The sequence below is a fragment of the Streptomyces sp. NPDC028331 genome (assembly GCF_055565775.1).
Genome location: NZ_JBVHTR010000003.1, coordinates 415,963 through 430,752 on the forward strand (window position 1 = coordinate 415,963; position 14,790 = coordinate 430,752).

At 72.9% G+C, this 14,790-nt stretch carries 14 protein-coding genes; 9 read left to right on the forward strand and 5 right to left on the reverse strand.

The features are described from left to right. Positions 1–531: 531 nt before the first annotated feature. Positions 532–831: a hypothetical protein gene (locus ACZ4SW_RS05960; protein ID WP_468238463.1), complete on the forward strand. Its 300-nt coding sequence runs from the start codon at positions 532–534 to the stop codon at positions 829–831. Continuing rightward, a complete protein-coding gene (locus ACZ4SW_RS05965; protein ID WP_468238466.1) occupies positions 828–2,843 on the forward strand; it encodes an ABC transporter ATP-binding protein in 2,016 nt (671 codons plus the stop codon). Before ACZ4SW_RS05960 ends, ACZ4SW_RS05965 begins: the two co-directional genes overlap by 4 nt. 122 nt (positions 2,844–2,965) lie before the next feature. Here the strand turns inward: ACZ4SW_RS05965 and ACZ4SW_RS05970 are convergent, their stop codons facing one another. Next, positions 2,966–3,418 carry a MarR family winged helix-turn-helix transcriptional regulator gene (locus ACZ4SW_RS05970; RefSeq protein WP_468238468.1) on the reverse strand — a complete coding sequence of 151 codons (453 nt, stop codon included), beginning with the start codon at positions 3,416–3,418 and terminating at the stop codon, positions 2,966–2,968. A gap of 100 nt (positions 3,419–3,518) precedes the next feature. On the opposite strand from ACZ4SW_RS05970, the gene ACZ4SW_RS05975 reads away from it, so the two are divergent. The 3 genes from ACZ4SW_RS05975 to ACZ4SW_RS05985 all read left to right on the forward strand — a co-directional run bounded on the left by ACZ4SW_RS05975 (position 3,519) and on the right by ACZ4SW_RS05985 (position 6,762). Continuing rightward, entirely contained in the window at positions 3,519–4,541 is a 1,023-nt protein-coding gene (locus ACZ4SW_RS05975) for an NADP-dependent oxidoreductase (protein WP_468238470.1), read from the forward strand. 416 nt (positions 4,542–4,957) lie between these two features. Further along, complete coding sequence (locus ACZ4SW_RS05980) at positions 4,958–5,821, forward strand: hypothetical protein (RefSeq protein WP_468238473.1); 864 nt, start codon at positions 4,958–4,960, stop codon at positions 5,819–5,821. Between the two features lie 122 nt (positions 5,822–5,943). Then, the gene (locus ACZ4SW_RS05985) at positions 5,944–6,762 is read left to right on the forward strand and encodes an EI24 domain-containing protein (protein ID WP_468238476.1); all 819 of its coding nucleotides are present in this window, start codon (positions 5,944–5,946) and stop codon (positions 6,760–6,762) included. On the opposite strand, the gene ACZ4SW_RS05990 is transcribed toward ACZ4SW_RS05985, so the two are convergent. Further along, positions 6,746–7,717 (reverse strand): LysR family transcriptional regulator, encoded by a 972-nt coding sequence (locus tag ACZ4SW_RS05990; protein WP_468238479.1) that lies wholly within the window; start codon positions 7,715–7,717, stop codon positions 6,746–6,748. The two genes, ACZ4SW_RS05985 and ACZ4SW_RS05990, sit on opposite strands and share 17 nt — an antisense overlap. 58 nt (positions 7,718–7,775) lie before the next feature. Between ACZ4SW_RS05990 and ACZ4SW_RS05995 the strand changes: the two genes are divergently transcribed. Further along, the gene (locus ACZ4SW_RS05995; protein ID WP_468238482.1) at positions 7,776–8,174 is read left to right on the forward strand and encodes a RidA family protein; all 399 of its coding nucleotides are present in this window, start codon (positions 7,776–7,778) and stop codon (positions 8,172–8,174) included. A gap of 18 nt (positions 8,175–8,192) precedes the next feature. Here the strand turns inward: ACZ4SW_RS05995 and ACZ4SW_RS06000 are convergent, their stop codons facing one another. Next, entirely contained in the window at positions 8,193–8,768 is a 576-nt protein-coding gene (locus ACZ4SW_RS06000) for a TetR/AcrR family transcriptional regulator (RefSeq protein WP_468238483.1), read from the reverse strand. A 58-nt stretch (positions 8,769–8,826) separates the two neighbouring features. Here ACZ4SW_RS06000 and ACZ4SW_RS06005 point away from each other — a divergent pair, with 58 nt between their 5' ends. Next, positions 8,827–11,319 carry a beta-glucosidase H gene (locus ACZ4SW_RS06005; RefSeq protein WP_468238486.1) on the forward strand — a complete coding sequence of 831 codons (2,493 nt, stop codon included), beginning with the start codon at positions 8,827–8,829 and terminating at the stop codon, positions 11,317–11,319. Between the two features lie 79 nt (positions 11,320–11,398). Here the strand turns inward: ACZ4SW_RS06005 and ACZ4SW_RS06010 are convergent, their stop codons facing one another. Beyond that, the gene (locus ACZ4SW_RS06010; protein ID WP_468238488.1) at positions 11,399–12,370 is read right to left on the reverse strand and encodes an aldose epimerase family protein; all 972 of its coding nucleotides are present in this window, start codon (positions 12,368–12,370) and stop codon (positions 11,399–11,401) included. 9 nt (positions 12,371–12,379) lie between these two features. Beyond that, complete coding sequence (locus ACZ4SW_RS06015; RefSeq protein ID WP_468238490.1) at positions 12,380–13,270, reverse strand: SGNH/GDSL hydrolase family protein; 891 nt, start codon at positions 13,268–13,270, stop codon at positions 12,380–12,382. A 204-nt stretch (positions 13,271–13,474) separates the two neighbouring features. Here ACZ4SW_RS06015 and ACZ4SW_RS06020 point away from each other — a divergent pair, with 204 nt between their 5' ends. Next, the gene (locus ACZ4SW_RS06020; protein WP_263229724.1) at positions 13,475–13,969 is read left to right on the forward strand and encodes a DUF3145 domain-containing protein; all 495 of its coding nucleotides are present in this window, start codon (positions 13,475–13,477) and stop codon (positions 13,967–13,969) included. Between the two features lie 82 nt (positions 13,970–14,051). Next, positions 14,052–14,790 (forward strand): IS30 family transposase (locus ACZ4SW_RS06025; protein WP_468238493.1); only part of this gene is annotated, 739 nt, incomplete at its 3' end.

Below are 14,790 nucleotides of genomic sequence, written 5' to 3' on the forward strand. Positions count from 1 at the left end.
ACAACCCACTCTCCCAAAAAGAAAGTGGGCAATCGTTTCTTGTGGTGTTACCCCGGGTGATTGGAAAGAAGGTTTTGGGCACAAGCCGGGACCCCTTTCGGCCCACACCACTAGCGTTTCGCGGGTGCGCCAGTGCGCCTGCGGGTCGTCCGTCAGGTGATGCAGGGCGAGCTCAGGCGCGTGCCCACCCGGCGCGGGGGCGGCTGACCGGGCCCGCTCGTACAGATCGCCGACCCGGCCGTCGCGTGCGGGCGTAGGCACCGGGAGGTGGCCGTCGCGCGCAGGCTCAGGCCCGGGAAGCCGGGCCACGGTCATCTGGGCGGCGGCCCCGCCCCACGGCCAGGCAATCCCCGGATCGAGTGACGCGTCCCGTCCGGGTGATTCGAACTACGCACCACGGCAGCCGCATCCAGCCCTGACGGGCGGCGTGCCCATGGCTCGAACTTTTGCTCGACGAATCGTCCGTTACGCGGCGCTGATCAGCAGCGTTGTCCAGGCGCATGTCCCAGCCGTCGTCAGCGAAGGAGTCCCATGCGCCCACCTCCCCGCGTCATCGACACAGACCTGATGTTCGAGCAGGCGGGCGGTGGGCTCCTCCGCCCGCGGTCCGCCGCGTCCCGGCACGCGGTACGGCCCCGGTGTCTGCCGGCCGCCGGCCACCACGACGGCCACGGCCGCGACCGGACGGACGCCGAACGGCACGCGCCTGGCCGTCCGGCCGCGCCGGCCGCCGTCACCGGCATCACCCGGGGCATCGTCAACGACCCGCCGGCCGCCGAACGCGCCCGGCACGCACTCGACCGGCTGGTGAAGGGGGAACGGCTCGTATGAGGACGCGGACGAAACGCACGGCACGGACCGAAGGCGGCGAGGAGGGAGTCTCGGAGTCGGAGCGGCTGTTGTTCGGCGGTCCGCTCCGGTACGACCTGGGGTGGAACCGGCACGACGGCTCGTTCCTGGAGCTGGGGCTGCGGGCCATGATCGCGCGGATGCCCCGGCTGATCGGGTCCACGATCCGGCTGGCCCACCGCGCGGATCCGCGGGCGCTGCGGCAGGTCGCCGTGGCGGAGATCGGCGGTGGCATCGCGCAGGCGGTCGGTCTGGTCGCGGTCAACCGGGTCCTTGCGCAGTTGTTCGGGCAGGGCGACACCACCCAGCGGCTCGCCGCCGCCGCGCCCGCGTTGGCCGCCGTGGCCGTCACCGCCGTCGTCGGCGCGCTGCTGAAGTCCCTCTCCACGGCCGGTACCGGGCGTCTGGAGCCGAAGGTGTTCCGGGTGGCCACCGAGGAGTACCTGGGGCGGGTCGCGCGGGTGGAGCTGGCGGCGGTGGAGGACGAGGAGTTCCACAAGCTGCTCGACTCCGCCCAGTGGGGCGCGGAGTCGGCCCGCCGGATGATCAGGTTCTGTTCGTCGGTGATCACCGCGTCGATCGCGCTGGTCGCGGCGGCCGGTGTGCTGACCGCGCTGCACCCGGCGCTGCTGCCGCTGCTGGCGGTGATGACCCTGCCGAGCGCCTGGAGCGCACTGACCATCGCCCGCCGGCGCTACGTCTCCTTCCACACCTGGGTCCAGCACGCCCGGGCCGGGCAGCTCCTCGGGCGGCTGCTCATCGACGTCGAGGCCGCGCCCGAGGTGCGGGTGCACGGCATCGGTCCGTTCCTGCTGAAGCACTTCCGCACGATGGCCGAGACCGGCGAGCGGGAACAGACCCGGCTGGCGTCCCTGGCCGCCCGTACGGGGCTGATCGCCTCCGGCTGGACGGGCCTCGCCACCCTGGCCGCGTACACCGTGCTCGGCCTGCTGCTGTGGACCGGCGTCATGGGCCTGGCGGTGGCCGGCACCGCGGTGATCGCCATCCGCACCGGCTCCGCGAACCTCGAAGCCCTGGTCGTCCAGCTCAACTACCTGTACGAGGAGAGCCTGTTCGTCGCCGACCTGGACCGGCTGTGCCGGGAGGCCGACCGCCGCCTCATCCCGACCACCGGCCGACCGCTGCCGCGGCGGGTCGGCGCCGTCCGCTTCGAGAACGTCACCTTCACCTACCCGGGCACGACCGACAGCCGTCCCGCCCTGGACGGCGTGAACGTCACCATCCCCACCGGGAAGATCGTCGCCCTGGTGGGCAACAACGGCAGCGGCAAGAGCACGCTGGCCAAGCTGCTGTGCGGGCTGTACGCCCCGGACGGGGGACGGATCCTGTGGGACGACGTGGACGCCACCGAGGCGGACCGCGCCGACCTCTTCGACCGCATCGCCGTCGTCGCCCAGGACTTCTACCGCTGGCCCTTCACCGCCCGCATCAACGTCGCCATCGGCCGCCCCGAGGCACCGTACGACGACGAGCTGCTGCACGCCGCGGCCGAGTACGCGGGCGCCGACGAGACCGTCGACTCCCTGCCCCGGGGCTGGGACACCCTGCTGGCCCGCGGCTACAAGGGCGGCCACCAGATCTCCGGCGGCCAGTGGCAGCGCCTGGGCATCGCCCGGGCCCGCCACCGCGACGCGCGGATCCTCGTGGTGGACGAGCCCACGAGCGCCCTGGACGCGGAGGCCGAGCAACGCGTCTTCGACCGGATCCGCGAGCTCGCGGCGGAGGGCCAGACGATCGTCCTGATCACCCACCGCCTCCACAGCGTCCGGCACGCCGACGAGATCTACGTCCTGGAGCACGGCCGGGTGGCGGAGCACGGCAGCTTCGACGAGCTCATGCGGCGGGACGGGAACGGCCCGGGCCTCTTCCGGCGCATGTACCTGGTCCAGTCCGAGCAGTACCGCCTGGACGGCGGCACGGTACCGGCACAACGCGGCCGAACGGAGGGCACGTCCAGCCCGTCCGGCGTCTGAGGACGAGGCCGTGGGCCGACGCCCGGGCCCGGGGGTGCCGCCCCCGGGCCCGGGCACGGCGGGGCGGCGGGGGCGGGAAACCGGGGCGGACCCCCGGCGGTCGGTACGAGGGGCGGCTCCGGTCAGCCGCGGCCCGCGGCGGAGCCGTCCAGCATCCGCCGCAGCAGATCCCGCAGGGACAGCCGTTCCTCGCGGGACAGCCCCGCCAGCGGCTCGCGGGCGAAGTCCAGCGAGTCGCGCAGTCCGCGGGCCACCCGCCGCCCCTCCTCCGTCGCCGCCGCCAGCTTCACACGCCGGTCCGCCGGATCCGGGCGGCGCTCCACCAGGCCCCGGGCCTCCAGCCGGTCCACGATCCCGGTGACGTTCGACGGCTCGCACTTCAGCTTCTGCGCGAGCCGTCGCATCGGCAGCGGCTCCAGCGACAGCAGGCTCAACAGCCGCGCCTGCGCCCCGGTCAGCGCGTGCTCGGCCGCCGCCTCCTCGTACTCCTCGTGGTAGCGGGCCACGACGCTGCCGATGAGCTCCACGACCTCCAGCGTCACGGGGTCGATACGCGATGTCCTCTGCGTGGCCATGCGGTCAAGGTTACCTCTTTACTTGACAGCCTGAAATATTCAGGAGCATGGTTGTTTCAGGTACTGAACTATTCTGGAAGCCCACGTGAGGAAAGGCGCCATGACCGACACCCCCACGCCCCCCGCCGTCAGCCGCGAATGGCACCTGCTCAGCCGGCCCGTCGGCTGGCCCCGGCCCGACGACTTCGCGCTCGTCGAGGCCGAGGTACCGCAGCCCGGTGAGGGCCAGGTGCTGGTGCGGAACGAGTACCTCTCCGTGGACCCCTACATGCGTGGCCGGATGAGCGCCGCGAAGTCCTACGTCGCCCCCTTCGAGCTGAACCGGCCGATGCAGGGCGGCGCGGTCGGCGAGGTCGTCGCCTCGAACGCGGACGGGATCGCCGTCGGCGACCACGTCCTGCACTTCATGGGGTGGCGTGAGTACGGCATCGTCGACGCCGGGCAGGCCGTCAAGGTGGACCCGGACGCCGCGCCGCTGTCCACCTACCTCGGCGTGCTGGGCATGACCGGGCTCACCGCCTACGCCGGCCTGCTGCGCACCGCCGCCTTCAAGGAGGGCGACTCCGTCTTCGTCTCCGGCGCCGCGGGCGCCGTCGGCAGCCAGGTCGGCCAGATCGCCAAGCTCAAGGGCGCCTCCCGGGTCATCGGTTCCGCCGGCTCCGACGAGAAGGTCAAGCTGCTGCTGGAGGAGTACGGCTTCGACGCCGCCTTCAACTACAAGAACGGCCCCGTGAACGAGCAGCTCCGCGCCGCCGCCCCCGACGGGGTCGACGTCTACTTCGACAACGTCGGCGGCGACCACCTGGAGGCGGCCATCGGCTCCCTCAACCGCGGTGGCCGCATCGCCGTCTGCGGCATGATCTCCGTCTACAACAACACCGAGCCCGCCCCCGGCCCGAAGAACCTCGCCCGGCTCATCCAGACGCGCGGCCGGATCGAGGGCTTCCTGGTCGGCGACCACTACGACCTGCAGCCGCAGTTCGTCGAGGAGGTCGGCCCCTGGGTCCGCTCCGGCGAGCTGAAGTACCGGGAGACCGTCGTCGAGGGCATCGAGAACAACCTGGAGGCGTTCTTCGGCGTCCTGCGCGGCGACAACATCGGCAAGATGATCGTCAAGCTCTGACCGGGCACAACACCCCGGCCGCACCGTGACGCCCGCCTGACCGCGGTCGTTGCGTACGGCGGAGGCCGCACCCTTGGACGTGGGGTGCGGCCTCCGCCGCGTCTGGACGTGGGGTGCGGCCTCCGCCGCGTCGGCCGCCTGGGGGAATCGCCGGCGCCGGAAGGTGTGCCCGGGGGGCGTGTTCCAGGGGCCTGTCACGGAAGGCGCGTTCCGGGCGGCGTGCCGAGAAGGCGTGCTCCAGAGGTCGTGTATCGGGAGGCGCGCTCCGGGAGGCGTGCTCCAGAGGTCGTGTATCGGGAGGCGCGCTCCGGGGCGTGCTCCAGAAGGCGGGGACATGGACCGGCGGTGACGGATGCCCGAACTCGGCGGCCCCGGCGGCCCGGACAGGGCATGCTGAGGAGCGAGGAGGGCCGCCCATGTCCCCGATTCCGACGCTCCCCCGCTGGCACGACGTGATGCGCCTGGCGCGCGGCACCACCGACGTCGCCGGCCAGCTCCTGGACACGGCCGGCAACATCACCAGGATCGCCGTCAACACCCTCGACCCGCGGGACGGCTCAGGCGCCGAGGCGCTGCGCGTGCTGCGGCAGACCACGGCGGAGCTGGCGGAGGCGAGCGCCTCACCGCGGGCGCAGGAGACGTTCTACCGGTTCCTCGACACCCTGACCCGGCTGGGCACCGCCGGGGCGCCGTTGGCCGGGCACCCGGCGAGCGAACCGGCACAGGCCCTGCTGGCCGCCCTCGGCGAGGGCCTGCTGCCGGTGCTCGACGCCGTGGAACCCGCGCTGGAGGAGATCGCGGCGGTCGTGGCGGAACTGGTGGAGGCCACCTCCCCGCTGCTGCCCGCGGCGGCCGGTCTCGCGGCGGGCACGCTGCTCGCGCTGACCCCGGTGGTCCGCGCCGCGGCCGGAGCCCTGCGGGACGCGGCACCCGAACTCACGCGCATCGCCGAGGCGTTGACGTCCGCGCTGGCCCCCCTGCTGCCGCTCCAGGCCGACCTGACCGAACGGGCCGCGGCCACGGGGGCGACTCTGGTCCGGGCGGCCCTGCCACCGCTGGCCGACCTCACGGAAGCGGCCGCCGCGACGACGAAGGCGGCCCGCCCGGTCCTGCTGGCGGGCGAGGAACTCCTCGTCACGGGTCTGGAACAGATCCAGCCCCTGCTGCTGGCGGCGGCTTCGCGGACCGGCCGCGTCACCAGGGCCACGGCGGTACGGGTGTCGGCGGCGATGAGCCCGGCGGCGGAGCGGGCGGTGGTGGTGACGGTGACACCCGCCTGACGAACGAACGACCGTGACACCGGCATGAGGATGAGGAACGACGGTGACACCGGCATGAGGATGAGGAACGACGGTGACACCTCCATGACAATCGAAAGCCCGGCCGCCGATAGTGTTTTCCCATGCATGATCTGGGCGCGGGACTCGGCTATCTCCTCAAGGGCCAACGCTGGGTGGCCCGCAACGGCGGGCAGTACGGCTTCGGCCTCCTGCCGGGTCTGATCACCCTCGTCCTGTACGCCGCGGCGCTCGTCGCCCTCGCACTGTGGGGCGACGACCTGGTCACCTGGGCCACCCCCTTCGCCGAAAGCTGGCCGGACCCCTGGCCCGGGCTCTTCCGCGGTTTCCTCACCGTCGTGCTGTTCGCCCTCGCCCTCCTCCTCGCCGTCCTCACCTTCACCGCCGTCACCCTCCTCATAGGCCAGCCCTTCTACGAGAACCTCTCGGAGAAGGTCGACCGCGACGTCTCCCCGGACGGCACGGCACCCGAGTCCGACCTGCCCCTGCACCGCGAGATGTGGATATCGGCCCGGGACAGCCTCCGCATCCTCGTACGGGCCGCGCTCTGGGGCGTCCTCCTCTTCGCCCTCGGCTTCCTGCCGTTCGTCGGCCAGACCGTCGTCCCGGTCATCGGGTTCTTCGTCACCGGCTTCTTCCTCACCGAGGAACTCACCGCCGTCGCGCTCCAGCGCCGCAGCGTCGAACTCCGCGAGCGCCTCGCCCTGTTGCGCTCCCGCAAACTGCTCGTCTGGGGCTTCGGCACGCCCCTCGGCCTCGCCTTCCTCGTCCCCTTCGTCGCCGTCTTCCTGATGCCGGGCGCGGTCGCGGGCGCCACACTCCTGGCCCGGGACCTGCTGGGCGAGGAGAACACCCAGGAGACGGAGGACACCCGGGACCCGGAGGACACCGCGCAGGACGAGCAGATCACCCGCCGCTCCTGAGGGCGGCCCCCGGCACATACGCCGCCGCCTCCCGCAAGGCCGCCACGAACGCCTCCCCGGCCGGGGACAACGACCGCCCCCGCACCGTCGCCGCGTACACCGCCCGGCCCGGCCCGCCTTCGTCCAGCAGCGGGAGCAGACAGACGTCCGGCCGTACGGACTCCGCGGCGAGCGCCGGCACCAGTGCCACGCCCAGCCCGGCGGCGACGTACCCGAGCTTGGCGGTCCACTCGGCCACGACGTGCGCGACCCGCGGGCGGAAGCCCTGCCGCAGGGCCGCGTCGAGGAGCGTGCCCTCGGGGCGCGGGCTGCCGGAGATCCAGTCGGCGTCGGCGAGCCGGGCGAGCCGTACCGGACGCGGTCGGTGCGCGAGGGGGTGGTCCGCGGGGACGGCGACGTACAGGGACTCGTCCAGCAGATGGTGCAACTCGTACCCGTCCAGCGGGGCCCGCCCGGTCGTGGAGACGATCGCCAGATCGAGATGCCCGGCCGTCAGCCGCTGGAGGAGACCGGGCGTCAGGCCCTCCTCCCGGGAGACGCGCACGCGCGGGTGGCGGGCGCGGAAGGCGGCCAGGGCGCGCGGTACCAGCGCCGCGTCCGCGGTCGCGAACGCGCCGAACACCAGCCGTCCGCCCGCCACGTCCCGCAGGGCCGCGAACTCCCGCGCCGCCGTGTGCAGCGACTCGGCGACCGCCTCCGCGTGCGGGACGAGCGCCCGGCCCGCCTCGGTGAGCCGAACACCTCGCGGCAGCCGGTCGAACAGCCGGGTCCCGCCGAGCGCCGACTCCAGCGCGGAGATCTGCCGGGACACCGCGGACTGCGTCCAGCCGAGCACCCGTGCCGCCACCGTGAACGAGCCCTGCCGCGCGACCTCGAGGAACACGCGCAGCCAGACGGTGGACAGGTCGGGGACGTCGTACGACGAGTCGGACGCGGCGTCATGCGAGAGGCGCATGGCATCCATGCTAGACATTCGCTTGTCGCATCCCACGCGCTTCCATAGCGTCGGCGGCATGCAGATCACCCTGGACAACCCCGCCTCCGCGCCCCAGCCCCTGAGCCCCTACTACTCCCAGGTCGCCCGCGTCGAACACGCCGACGGCAGCGCCCTGTTGTTCCTCTCCGGGCAGATCGCCGAGGGTGCGACGCTGGCCGAGCAGAGCCGCGGTGTGTTCGAGACGATCGACGCCCTGCTCAAGGCGCACGGTGCGAGCCTGGCCGACGTCATCAACATCCGTACGTATCTGACGGACATCGGCAGGCTCGCCGAATACGCCGCCGTACGCCGGGAGTTCCTGCCCGGCACCCCGCCGACCAGCATGACCTTCGAGGTGCCCCGCCTCTTCCGTCCCGAGGCGCAGATCGAAGTGGAGGTCGTGGCCGCCGTACCGGCGTCCGAGGGCGGGAAGTGACCGCGGGCGGGCCCTCCTTCAGCCCTCGCCCAGCAGGGTCAGGAAGTCCCGGAAAGCCGTCGGCATGTCCACCGACTGCGGGTCCAGCAGCCACTGGTACTGCAGCCCGTCCATCACCGCCACCAGCAGCGGGGCCGCGCGCTCCGGGGTCAGACCGCTCGGCAGCCGGTCCCCGTACTCCGCGCGCAGCATCGTCGCCATGTTGGCCCGCACCTCGCGGTACCGCGCGGTGAAGTAGCCGCGCGCCGGGTGCCCTTCGGTGACGCTCTCGCCGAGCAGCGCGGAGAAGGTCTGCACGATGCCGGGGCGCATCGCGTTGTACTCGACGAGCGAGGCGAGCAGCTCCAGGCGCCACCGGCCGTCCGGTACCGCGTCCCACTGGTCCCGCTGCCGGAGCACGGCGACCAGCAGCGCGTCCTTGGTCGGGAAGTAGTGCAGCAGCCCCTGCTGGGTCAGGCCCACCCGCTCGGCCACCGCGGCCATGCTCGCGCCGCGGTAGCCGCGCTCGGCGATCACCTCCAGGGCCGCACGCACGATCTCCGCGCGCCGCTCCTCACCCCTGGCCCTGGTCGTCATGGCGTCACCGTACGGCATCCGTCGTGCATAACTACGCGATAACGAAACCTACCGCTCTACAGGCGACAGGTGCACGATGGAGGCGCCCATCGGCTTTCGACGAGGAGGTGCCGCAGTGGCGCGTACGGCGGTTGGGACCGGTCCGGCCCCCGAGGACCGGTCCCGGGAGGCGGCCGTCGAGGCGGCCCTCGCCAGGCTCGACCTGGATGCGAAGGCCCGGCTGCTGGCCGGACAGGACACGTGGACGCTGCCCGCGCTCCCGCAGATCGGCCTGGAGTCGCTGGTGATGTCCGACGGTCCGATCGGCGTCCGCGGGGTGCGCTGGACCGCCGACGACCCGTCCGTCGCGCTGCCCTCCCCGACCGCCCTCGCCGCCACCTGGGACCCGGACCTGGCCCGCCGCGCGGGCACCCTCCTCGCTCAGGAGGCCCGCCGCAAGGGCGTCCACGTCCTGCTCGCGCCCACCGTCAACCTGCACCGCTCCCCGCTCGGCGGCCGCCACTTCGAGGCGTACAGCGAGGACCCGTACCTGACCGGCCGGATCGGCACCGGATACGTCCAGGGCGTGCAGGCCGGCGGCGTCGGCACCACCGTCAAGCACTTCGTCGCCAACGACGCCGAGACCGAGCGCTTCACCGTGAACAACGTCGTGGGCGAACGCGCCCTGCGGGAGCTGTACCTGGCGCCCTTCGAGGCGATCGTCGCCGACGCCCGCCCCTGGGGCGTCATGACCGCCTACAACACGGTCAACGGCACCACCATGACCGAGCACCACCACCTGGTGAACGAGGTGCTGCGCGGCGAATGGGGCTTCGACGGCGCCAACGTCTCCGACTGGATGGCCGCCCGCTCCACCGTCGCCGCCCTCCGAGGCGGCCTCGACATCGCCATGCCCGGCCCCGACACCGTGTACGGCGAGGCGCTCGCCCGTGCCGTGCGCGAGGGCCGGGTGGCGGAGGCCGAGGTCGACGAGGCCGTGCGCAACGTGCTGCGGCTCGCCGCCCGCGTCGGAATCCTGGACGGCGCCGAACCGGTGGTGACCCGGCCTCCGCAGGACGTCGACGGCCGGGCCCTGGCCCGGGAGATCGCCCGCCGCTCCTTCGTCCTCGTCCGCAACGAGAACAACGCCCTGCCCCTGCCGCCGAACGGCACCGTGGCCCTGATCGGCGCCGCCGCCCGCGACGCCCGCGTCCTCGGCGGCGGCTCCGCGACCGTCTTCCCGGCACGGGTCGTCTCCCCGCTCGACGGGCTCACCGCCGCCCTGCCCGAGGGCGGCCTGACGTACGCCGTCGGGGCCGACCCGGCCACCGAACTCGCCGTCGCCGACCGGGGGTTCACGCTGCGCGCGGTCTGCCGCGCCGCCGACGGCACCGTCCTCGGCACCGGCTCCGCCCCCAACGGGCAGATCCAGTGGATGGGTTCGGACCTGCCCGAGGGCGTCACCCACGAGGCCCTGCACACGGTGGAGCTGACCGGCACCTTCACGCCCCGCGAGTCCGGCACGCACACCTTCGGCATCAAGGGCATCGGCGCCTTCCGCCTGGTCGTGGACGGCACGACGCACTACGACGACGTCCAGCGCCCCGTCGAGGACGACCCGTTCGCCGCCTTCTTCGGCGCCCCCGAGCCCCGCGCCCGGGTCGACCTCACCGCCGGCGAACCGGTCGACGTCTCCCTGACCCACGTGGTCACCTTCCCCGACGGCGCGCCGGTGAAGGCCATCGCCTTCACCCTCGCCCACCAGGAGCCGCAGCGCGACCCCGACGAACTGATCGCGGAGGCCGTTCAGGCCGCGCGGGAGGCCGGCACGGCCGTCGTCGTGGTCGCCACCACCGAGCGCGTCGAGTCCGAGGGCTTCGACCGCACGGACCTCCGGCTCCCCGGCCGCCAGGACGACCTGGTCCGCGCCGTCGCCGCCGCCAACCCGAACACCGTGGTGGTCGTCAACTCGGGCTCCCCGGTGGAACTGCCGTGGCGCGACGAGGTCGCGGCGGTCCTGCTGACCTGGTTCCCCGGCCAGGAGGGCGGCGCGGCCCTGGCGGACGTCCTGACGGGCGCGTACGAGCCGGGCGGCCGCCTGCCCACCACCTGGGGCGCGCTGGAGGACGCCCCGGTCACCCGGGTGGTCCCGCGGAACGGCGAACTGCACTACGACGAGGGCGTGTTCATCGGCTACCGGGCGTGGGAGAGGGCCGGGAAGACCCCCTCGTACCCCTTCGGACACGGCCTCGGCTACACCGACTGGACGTACGAGGCGATCGAGGTCGAGGACCGGACGGTGAGGGTCCGCGTCCGCAACACCGGTGAGCGCGCCGGGCGCGAGGTCGTCCAGGTCTACCTCGCTGCCGGCGAGGTGGACCCGGACCGCCCCGCCCGCCGGCTGGCCGGCTTCGCGGGCGTCGAAGCGGCACCCGGGGAGAGCGTCGAGGCCGTCGTCGAGCTGCCGCGCCGCGCCTTCGAGGTCTGGGACGAGCACGCGCACGCGTGGACCCTTGTGAAGGGTTCGTACGAAATCCGGGCCGGCCGCTCGATCGACGACCATCGGGTCACCACGACGATTAACGTCTGACGCGGGACCGAGTCCCCCTGCGAACAGCCCCGGTCCGGGACCTGACGGCCGGACCGGGGCTCGTTGCTCTCCCGCGGCACTAGCGCACGGAGAAGCGGTACACCGTCTCCGACCGGTACACCTCGCCCGGCCGCACCTCCGTGCTCGGGAAGGCGGGCCGGTTCGGGGAGTCGGGGAAGTGCTGGGTCTCCAGCGCGATGCCGTCGCCGGGGGCGAACGGGTCGCCGAGGTGGTCCGCCGTGTAGAGCTGGAGGCCGGGCTCGGTCGTCGACACGGTGAGCACGCGTCCCGACGCCGGGTCGTGCAGCTCGGCGACCTCCACCGGGGCGCGCGTCACGCCCTTGTCGAGCACGAGGTTGTGGTCGTAGCCGGAGCCCGTCTTGCGGGGCGCCCGGAAGTCGAAGCGGGTGCCCTCGACGGGCTCGAGCGCTCCCGTCGGGATCAGGTCCGCGTCCACCGGTGTGTACCGGGAGGCGGCGACACGGAGCTCGTGCCCGCCCGCGTTCCCCGAACCCGCCAGGTTCCAGTACGAGTGGTTGGTCAGGTTGACCACGGTCGGCGCGTCCGTGACCGCCTCGTACGCGATCCGCAGCGCGCCGTCCGCGTCGAGGGTGTACGTCGCCGTGACGTCCAGCCGGCCCGGGAAGCCCTCCTCGCCGTGCGGGCTCACCCGGGACAGCCGGATGCCGTGCTCGACCGGCTCCACGTCCCACACCCGCTTGTCGAAGCCCCGCGACCCGCCATGCAGCGAGTTCGGACCGTTGTTCGGCTCCAGGGCGTAGGTCCGTCCGTCGAGCGGGAAGCGGGCGCCGGCGATGCGGTTGGCGTACCGCCCGACCAGTGCACCGAGGTACGGCTCCGGATGGCGCAGATAGCCGTCCAGGTCCGGGAAGCCCAGCACCACGTCCGCCAGGCCCCCCTCCCGGTCCGGGACCTCGGCCGACTGCACGATGCCGCCGTACGACAGGACGCGCACCCGTACCCCGCCCCGCTCCAGCGTCCAGCGGCGGACCGCCGTGCCGTCGGAAAGTGTGCCGAAAAGTTCACTCATGTGGGAACCCTAGGTCACCGGGTCCTCGGCGGTGACGGTGCGGTAGGCGATCTCGGCGAGTCGTGCCTGACCGTTCGTGCTCGGGTGGAACCAGTCCCAGGGGCTCAACTGGGCGGGCCCGAAGCGGTAGTCGAAGACCGCGTTCCCGTCGAAGCGGCACCGCCGGTCCTTCGTGCACACCTCCTTCAGCACCTGGTTGTACGCCTCCACCCGGGACTGCACCGTGGCCCGCCGCCGGGCGGACGCGGCGTCCAGCGCGTCCGCGTCGCCCAGCATCGACGGGCAGATGCCCAGCTTCCACACCTGCTTGCCGAGCGCACTGGTGCGCCCCTCGGACCACAGCCGCATCAGGTTCGGCACGCTGGCCACGTACACCTGCGCCTTGGGCAGCGACCGGCGCAGGACGGCCATCGCGTCCTCGAACTGCTCCCGGAAGTCGCCGACCGGGGTCATCGCCGAGGTGGAGGGACGGCAGGCGTCGTTGGCCCCGACCATCACCGTCACGAGCTGCGGCTTCCGCCGCACCGCCTGGGCGACCTGCCCGGCCAGGTCGGCCATCCGCGCCCCGGTCACCGCGTAGTTCCAGCTCCGCTCGGCGGCGCCGGTCGCCCCGAGCAGCCGTACGGCCAGGCTCTCGACCTGGGTGTCGGTGCCCGTCGCCCACGACACCTGAGGGCAGTCGGACAGCACGGTGCAGGCGTCGAAGCCGCGCGTGATGGAGTCGCCGACGGCGGCGATCGACTCGGGGGAGCGGTTCCAGACGGGCTTCGCGGACGGCCGCGCCGACGGCGTGGTGCCCCGCGCCCCATTGCCGCCGGAGGCCTCGCATCCGGCGAGCCCCAGGACGGCCGCGGCCACGACCGCGGCGACCGCCCTCAAACGGTGGCTTCGCTTCCGCATCCCCTGGTCCCCTCGTTCGGCAGCGCGTCGAACACGCTGGGTCAGCCCCGCGTCCCCTTGGGTGAAACCTCGGCATACACGGGCAACTGGACCGACGGTACGTCACACTCCGCGGCCCGCCGCACGGTAGCCTCGGCCCGTGGCCGCCCTTGCCACGCCCGTTCCGTAAAGTAACAAGATGTCGCGGTCTGCCCGGAGGTTCAGGTGACGACACGTGGAGTCCTGTACGTGCACTCCGCGCCCCGCGCACTGTGTCCGCACGTCGAGTGGGCCGTCGCGGGCGTGCTGGGCACCCGCGTCAACCTCGACTGGATCCGGCAGCCCGCCGCCCCCGGCACCTGGAGGTCGGAGTTCTCCTGGCAGGGCGAGGCCGGCACCGCCTCCAAGCTCGCCTCCGCGCTGCGCGGCTGGCAGCTCCTGCGCTTCGAGGTCACCGCGGAGCCCTGCCCGACCGCCGAGGGCGAGCGCTACAGCTGCACCCCCGACCTGGGCATCTTCCACGCGGTCACCGGCATCCACGGCGACATCCTGATCCCCGAGGACCGGCTGCGCGCGGCCCTGATCCGCTCCCAGCGCGGCGAGAGCGACCTGGAGGCGGAACTGGCCCGCCTCCTGGGCAAGCCGTGGGACGACGAACTGGAACCCTTCCGGTACGCGGGCGAGGGCGCGCCGGTGCGGTGGCTGCACCAGGTCGTCTGAAGGAGTCCCGACACCACGTGAAGGGCCCCCACCGCTCCTCAGGTTCTAGTAGTCGTTGCAACACCCCAGCTCAGGGGATGCAATGGACTTCGAGATCCGCAGGGACCGGACGGCTCAGGGGCCTGTGAAGCTGAGTCGGGAGCGCGCGGAATACTCCCGGCTCGTGCAGCAGGGCTACAGCAACAAGGAAGCCTGCCGGCTGGTCGGTATCGACGAGCGGACCGGCAGGAAGTGGCGCAACGGCCGTAGCGCCGACCGCAGGCAGAAGGCGGCACCACCGATAGACACGGTGGTGCCGCCTTCCGGTCCGTCCCGGTACCTGCGCGAGGGCGACCGGATCCACATCGCCGACCGGCTGCGAGAGAAGGCGACCGTCCGGGCGATCGCCGCTGAGCTGGGCCGCAGCCCCTCCACTATCAGCCGGGAGATCCGCCGCAACCGGCACCCGGTCAACGGGCAGTACCGGCCGTACGCTGCCCAGGCCCGCGCCGATGGCCGCCGGCCCCGTCCCAAGCCAGGGAAGATCGGGCAGAACCCCGAGCTGCGGGACTTCATCCAGAGCCGCCTGCGTCTTCGGTGGAGTCCGGAGCAGATCTGCCAGGCTCTGCGGGCACAGTTCCCCAAGCGGCCGGAGATGCACGTGGTCCACGAGACGGTCTATCAGGCTCTCTACGTCCAAGGACGCGGAGAACTGCGCCGCGAGCTTGCCCGCGCCCTTCGGACCGGTCGCGCCCGGCGTAAGCCGCGCCGCCAGGCTCAGCAGCGCCAGCCGCGGTTCTCCGCCCCGATGGTCATGATCAGCGAACGTCCTGCCGAGGCGG

Excerpts from the sequence above, each read along its gene's own strand:
- ACZ4SW_RS05985 (WP_468238476.1), top strand. The coding sequence starts at position 5,944 with ATGCATGATCTGGGCGCGGGACTCGGCTATCTCCTCAAGGGCCAACGC.
- ACZ4SW_RS05960 (WP_468238463.1), top strand. The coding sequence starts at position 532 with ATGCGCCCACCTCCCCGCGTCATCGACACAGACCTGATGTTCGAGCAG.
- ACZ4SW_RS05995 (WP_468238482.1), top strand. The coding sequence starts at position 7,776 with ATGCAGATCACCCTGGACAACCCCGCCTCCGCGCCCCAGCCCCTGAGC.
- ACZ4SW_RS06005 (WP_468238486.1), top strand. The coding sequence starts at position 8,827 with ATGGAGGCGCCCATCGGCTTTCGACGAGGAGGTGCCGCAGTGGCGCGT.
- ACZ4SW_RS05970 (WP_468238468.1), bottom strand. The coding sequence starts at position 3,418 with ATGGCCACGCAGAGGACATCGCGTATCGACCCCGTGACGCTGGAGGTC.
- ACZ4SW_RS06000 (WP_468238483.1), bottom strand. The coding sequence starts at position 8,768 with ATGCCGTACGGTGACGCCATGACGACCAGGGCCAGGGGTGAGGAGCGG.
- ACZ4SW_RS06015 (WP_468238490.1), bottom strand. The coding sequence starts at position 13,270 with ATGCGGAAGCGAAGCCACCGTTTGAGGGCGGTCGCCGCGGTCGTGGCC.
- ACZ4SW_RS05980 (WP_468238473.1), top strand. The coding sequence starts at position 4,958 with ATGTCCCCGATTCCGACGCTCCCCCGCTGGCACGACGTGATGCGCCTG.
- ACZ4SW_RS05975 (WP_468238470.1), top strand. The coding sequence starts at position 3,519 with ATGACCGACACCCCCACGCCCCCCGCCGTCAGCCGCGAATGGCACCTG.
- ACZ4SW_RS05990 (WP_468238479.1), bottom strand. The coding sequence starts at position 7,717 with ATGCGCCTCTCGCATGACGCCGCGTCCGACTCGTCGTACGACGTCCCC.
- ACZ4SW_RS06010 (WP_468238488.1), bottom strand. The coding sequence starts at position 12,370 with ATGAGTGAACTTTTCGGCACACTTTCCGACGGCACGGCGGTCCGCCGC.
- ACZ4SW_RS05965 (WP_468238466.1), top strand. The coding sequence starts at position 828 with ATGAGGACGCGGACGAAACGCACGGCACGGACCGAAGGCGGCGAGGAG.